This is a genomic window from Gudongella ferriphila, from assembly GCF_046224405.1.
Classification (GTDB): domain Bacteria; phylum Bacillota; class Clostridia; order Tissierellales; family Tissierellaceae; genus Gudongella.
In genome coordinates this window covers 1-4,887 of the sequence record NZ_JBJXRK010000052.1, presented here as the reverse complement: position 1 = coordinate 4,887, position 4,887 = coordinate 1, and the positions used below count along the sequence as shown (strand labels likewise).

Here is a 4,887-nt window from a genome sequence, read left to right as displayed (position 1 = left end):
ACGATGGAGATGGATTGTTCTATCTAAGCATCAAAACATTACCATTGGCATAGGTTATTGATTCCACCTGGCCATCGGTGATTTTAATCTCGTGTATTATTGTGTTCAAAAACTCCCTCATAACCTTCTTGTCTACATTCTCAATTATCTTTTTATAGTTGATTTTCTTTTTTGTCATAAACTCCTTGTTAATCATGTAGTAGCTGGCAAGCTTTAGAAAATCATCATCAATTCTCTTGGGCTTGTCAATCTGGATGTCCTTCAATTCCTGCAACTTCTTTTCTATGGATGCCTTTTTCAAGAGGTAATCCTTTTCACTCATACCACTAAACAGGTAGAGATCGTTAAGCCTTGCAAGGGCCTTTCTATATTTCTCCCTCTCACCATCAATGAATCCATGTGTAACATTCACCTTCTCACCGTCAATGGTATAGGTGAGTACATCATCAGCCTGTCTGGTGATTACCTTCTTGCCCTGGGCTATGTCAGCTATGCTTTGAAAGATTACAGGAGCAATCCGCCTCTCAACAAAAACATAAGGTGAAGCGTGACACTCAATCCCCAAACTCCTTGAATGACACCTATACTTTGTGGGTGATGTTCCGTCCTTTCTCTTTGGTCCAAGGTGAGCAGACATAATCCTCCCACAGCTTGAGCATCTTAATAGCCCACTAAATAGGTGAATCTCCCCACGTCTGAATCTGGATGTGTCCCTGCTGTTGTGATTCATTATCTCGTTGCACCTCTCCCACTGATCCACAGAGATGATGCCCTCGTGATTATCCTCAATAAGAATCCACTCATCTTCACTTTTCATATATGTATTGTCACCATCTCGGTAATTATAACGGAAAGTACCTTTGTAAAATGGGTTTCGTATAATCTTTATAAGTGTACGGTCAGAAAAGTCATTCCCTTGCCTTGTCTTAACTCCCAGGCGGTTTAATTCGTGCATCACTGTGTTGGTTGATTGGTGTTTCTCATAAAGGTCATAGATTAATTGTATCGCGTGGGCCTCTGATGGCTCGATAGAGGGGAAATCTCCCTTATCTGATAGCTTATATCCCATTGGCACAACTCCACCGTTAAAAAGGCCCTTAGAGGCTCGTGATACCATGGTAGATAGTACCCTCTCGGCTGTCAACTTCCTTTCAAGCTCAGCAAACACAAGGGTAATGTTAAGCATGGCCTCACCCATGGCGGTTGAGGTGTCAAACTGTTCATTTTTAGATACAAATATTATATTAAACTTCTTTAACTCCTGATACATTCCAGCAAAATCAAGAAGATTCCTGCTAATCCTGTCTATCTTCCAGACTAGAAGATGGGAAAACTCACCCTGTCTTATCCTGTCCATCATATGCTGATATGCCGGCCTGTCAGTATCCTTTCCTGAGTATCCAGCATCCTCGAATATCTCATAATCCTCTATGTTAAGGGCATACTTGCAATAGTTGATTAAATCTGTTCTTTGCATTGGCAGGGAATCCTTGTCTATCTGCATTGTTGTACTTACTCTTATGTATATTGCAGACTTCATATTTTTACCTCCTGTTGTTTAAATAATTCCGTAACTATATTATGATGTAGTTGTTGACATTGAATTGTCAGTATATTAAGATATACACAACAGAACATACATTCGGACAAGGGGGAGAATATGGAAAAATTATCACGCTTAGTAAAGAGCCTCTCACCTGAAGAGAGGGAACAACTGCTACAAAAGTCAAAAAAATACATAGTAAAAGAGTTAAGCGACTAGCCCATTTGGATTAGTCGCTTTTGTATAACTCGTCAAGCTTGAAGGCTTTAATAATCTTATCAGCTAATTCTTGATTACTCAGGTCTGAAATATCGTAGCCCTCTTTAGCCACCAGATCACGCAACTCTTGTATGTAGTCCTCAGCGTCCTCATGGTATGGCTCTCTGTTGTCTGTCTTTCCCAGCAGATAATCACTAGAAACATTAAAGTATTTTGCAAATCGCTGCAATATCTCAATATTAGGGATTCTCTTTCCATTCTCATATTTTGATAAAGTAGCTTGTGTCAAATCTAATGCATCTGCTAAATCTGTCATTACAATGTCCTTTTCCCTCCTAAGCATCCTTAATCTCTTACCAAATAAATTATTCATTTTGCATACCTCCAACTTATGTATACCCATATTCCAGATTATACAATAAAATTATTCGCTTGTAATAAAATATAACAAAAAGATATTTTTCTTTTAAAAAGGGGTTGACAATATATACATATGGTATATAATATACACAAGAGGAATAAATAATGAGTTTAAGGAGGTGAAGAAATGAAGGCAAATTTTAAGCTCAAGCAGGCAAGAGCAGAAAGAGATATGACACAACAGGAGCTTGCTCAAGCAATAGGATTGTCACTGATGGCCTACAACCTGAAGGAGAATGGCAAGAGGGCATTTGTTGAGGAAGAGATCGCAAAGATATGCACTGTACTTGATAAGTCAGCAGACGATATTTTTTTTAATCAATAATATGCCATTTGTATATAAAGGAGGTAATGCCAATGGAACAATACCTGAAAGAAAATGGAATAACAACACTGGAAGAACTCAAAAAAGCAATAGAAGAGATGGAGAAAATCAATCTGGCACTATTCAAGGGGGAGCCAATATGAAATGGATAGCAGTTAGCATCTTAACGATCAAAACAATCAAAGAGGCAATAAAAAGTAATAACAACTATGACGGATTCATTTACATGGCATTCCCGACAGTGGTGATGTGGGCCATGGTGTTAGGAGGGATAGAGTGAGCAGATACTGGAAAGACTTAATCACTGGAAAGACATTAGAAAGATACATGGTAAAGATGATGCTAGGGGGAGGAATGAGCCTGATATGAGTATAACACGAGAAACACGCAGAGAATCACACGAACAGATTAAGCCTAAGAAATCAGACAGAAAAGCCTTAATCATGGAGGTACTGGAACAGGGCGCCAAGACAGCGCACGAGATAACACAAGCCTTATTATACAGAAGGGTTATCCCCTACTATGACAGGAACTTTGTTTCACCCAGGCTTACAGAGCTTAAAGAGATGGGGGAGGTTGAGGTAATTGGTAAGAAGTATGAGGGCAGGACTGACCGCAAGGTTGCAGTATGGAAGTTGAAGGAGGCGGAATAAGTGAGAAATCCTAGAAACTCACTGCATATCAAAATAGAAATACCATTGCATGATTATGAAGTGCATGAAATTAGGGAACATCCAAAATACTATGCAAGTATATTAGGCGAAATATTGGAAACGATAACAAAACACAAAAATGTCAAGGGCAGGCATTTGTCTGGGTTAAATGACCCAAATAAATTTAAATTTACTTGGCAGTTGAAGGAGGAAACCGAATGATTGAATTAAAGGACATGGAGCTTGTAGAGGTAGTAGGGACAAAGTTTGAGACACGAACAGAAAGAAAGGTAGCACTTTGGAAACTTAAGGAGGCGGAGTAAATGGAAAGCCTGCAAAGATTGATTGAAACAGAGAATCACAAAGAGATAACACGCAGGTTTGACGAGGTAAAGGAAAGATTGACACTCAGCTATTACGAATTTAGGTTCATCCAGGAGGTTGAGAGATACATCCTGGAAGAAACCAACTATAAGGAGGATTGAGATGATAAAAGCTAGAGATTTACTTTATGAGGTAGCAAGCGGCGGCGATCTGGACTATCAAATATATGTAGTCGATGGGTCAACAGACAAGGCCCTTGATGTATCAGGGATGAAATTCTATGACGGAGTTGTTGAAAAGCAAGAAAGCGTAAATGACAAGGTTATAGGCTCACTTGAAGCAATCAAGGACAACCTTGTAAATGGCAGAAGGTCCATGTATGGGGTGTACGAGATTACCAAGGACCTAAACACAATCATAGAAGCCTTAAAAAAATAAGAAGGCCCTGCAATCGCAAGACCAACCAACCAATTTAAGTATACCAAATAAAGGAGGATATAACAATGTTAGATTATATAAAATTCATGGACTTAACCGAAGAGGAACAAGAAGAAAGATGGAGAATCACAAACGATGCCGAGGCGGAATGGCTTATTGATAAGGTTAACGAGGAACTATATGAGATAAGCAGGTATGAAATAAGTCTTATCAATAAGATAGAGGTTTTGAAAGAGAAATTGGAGAAGGTCAGAAACGAGAAGGAGAACAAGATCGCCAGAAGAGATTCCTACCTACTAGAATATTTTGAAACCCTTGATGACAAGGCAAAGAAGAAAACCAAGACCCAGGAGAAATACAGATTGCCATCAGGAGAGATAGTCAAAAAATACCCAAGTCCAGAGTATAAAAGGGACAATGACACCCTTGTAAAGTGGGTTAAGGGATCGCAGCTTAATGACTATATCGAGGTTAAGGAATCGGTGAAATGGGCTGACCTGAAAAAGAATACTCAAATAGCAGGCGGACAACTTGTATATAAGGACACTGGCGAGATAGTCGATGGAGTAGAGGTTGTAGACAGACCGCCTACATTGGAATTTAAGGAGGTGTAATCAGTGAATTTATACCAAAAGATAGTGGAGGTCAGAAAGGTTGCCAAGGGATTCCAAAAAGATGGCAAGGGCTATAACTACAAATATGTAACTGGCGACCAGGTGCTTGCCAAAATAAGAGACAAGATGAACGAGTTGAATCTCCTTCTTATTCCATCCACTAAGTTAGGAGAACATCATCTCCATAATTATAAGACATCGAAAGGCAAGGAAGTGACCGACTTTATCGTATCAGGAGAAATGAGCTACACATGGATAAATGGGGATAAACCTGATGAAGTATTAAAGATTGATTGGGCTTACTATGGGCAGATGGATGAAATCAGCAGGGCATATGGGAGTGCATTGACA

At 39.3% G+C, this 4,887-nt stretch carries 10 protein-coding genes; 8 read left to right on the top strand and 2 right to left on the bottom strand.

Features of this window, described 5'->3' with window-relative positions; all coding sequences use genetic code 11:
- Positions 1-19: 19 nt before the first annotated feature.
- On the bottom strand, positions 20-1,540 hold the full coding sequence (locus ACKVDP_RS13565; protein ID WP_409229438.1) for a recombinase family protein: 1,521 nt from the start codon (positions 1,538-1,540) through the stop codon (positions 20-22).
- Between the two features lie 232 nt (positions 1,541-1,772).
- Complete coding sequence (locus tag ACKVDP_RS13560) at positions 1,773-2,135, bottom strand: helix-turn-helix domain-containing protein (protein ID WP_409229437.1); 363 nt, start codon at positions 2,133-2,135, stop codon at positions 1,773-1,775.
- A gap of 174 nt (positions 2,136-2,309) precedes the next feature.
- Here ACKVDP_RS13560 and ACKVDP_RS13555 point away from each other — a divergent pair, with 174 nt between their 5' ends.
- The 8 genes from ACKVDP_RS13555 to ACKVDP_RS13520 all read left to right on the top strand — a co-directional run.
- Positions 2,310-2,507: a helix-turn-helix transcriptional regulator gene (locus ACKVDP_RS13555; protein ID WP_409229436.1), complete on the top strand. Its 198-nt coding sequence runs from the start codon at positions 2,310-2,312 to the stop codon at positions 2,505-2,507.
- A 139-nt stretch (positions 2,508-2,646) separates the two neighbouring features.
- Positions 2,647-2,787, top strand: coding sequence for a hypothetical protein (locus ACKVDP_RS13550; protein WP_409229435.1), 141 nt, complete (start codon positions 2,647-2,649; stop codon positions 2,785-2,787).
- An 85-nt stretch (positions 2,788-2,872) separates the two neighbouring features.
- Positions 2,873-3,160 carry a DNA gyrase gene (locus ACKVDP_RS13545; protein WP_409229434.1) on the top strand — a complete coding sequence of 96 codons (288 nt, stop codon included), beginning with the start codon at positions 2,873-2,875 and terminating at the stop codon, positions 3,158-3,160.
- Entirely contained in the window at positions 3,161-3,382 is a 222-nt protein-coding gene (locus tag ACKVDP_RS13540) for a hypothetical protein (RefSeq protein ID WP_409229433.1), read from the top strand.
- Positions 3,383-3,483: 101 nt separating this feature from the next.
- Positions 3,484-3,645, top strand: a complete 162-nt coding sequence (locus ACKVDP_RS13535) for a hypothetical protein (protein WP_409229432.1) — start codon at positions 3,484-3,486, stop codon at positions 3,643-3,645.
- A 1-nt stretch (position 3,646) separates the two neighbouring features.
- A complete protein-coding gene (locus tag ACKVDP_RS13530; RefSeq protein WP_409229431.1) occupies positions 3,647-3,922 on the top strand; it encodes a hypothetical protein in 276 nt (91 codons plus the stop codon).
- A gap of 65 nt (positions 3,923-3,987) precedes the next feature.
- Positions 3,988-4,536 carry a host-nuclease inhibitor Gam family protein gene (locus tag ACKVDP_RS13525; RefSeq protein ID WP_409229430.1) on the top strand — a complete coding sequence of 183 codons (549 nt, stop codon included), beginning with the start codon at positions 3,988-3,990 and terminating at the stop codon, positions 4,534-4,536.
- Positions 4,537-4,539: 3 nt separating this feature from the next.
- The coding region (locus ACKVDP_RS13520) for a hypothetical protein (RefSeq protein WP_458306252.1) at positions 4,540-4,887 on the top strand (348 nt) is incomplete at its 3' end.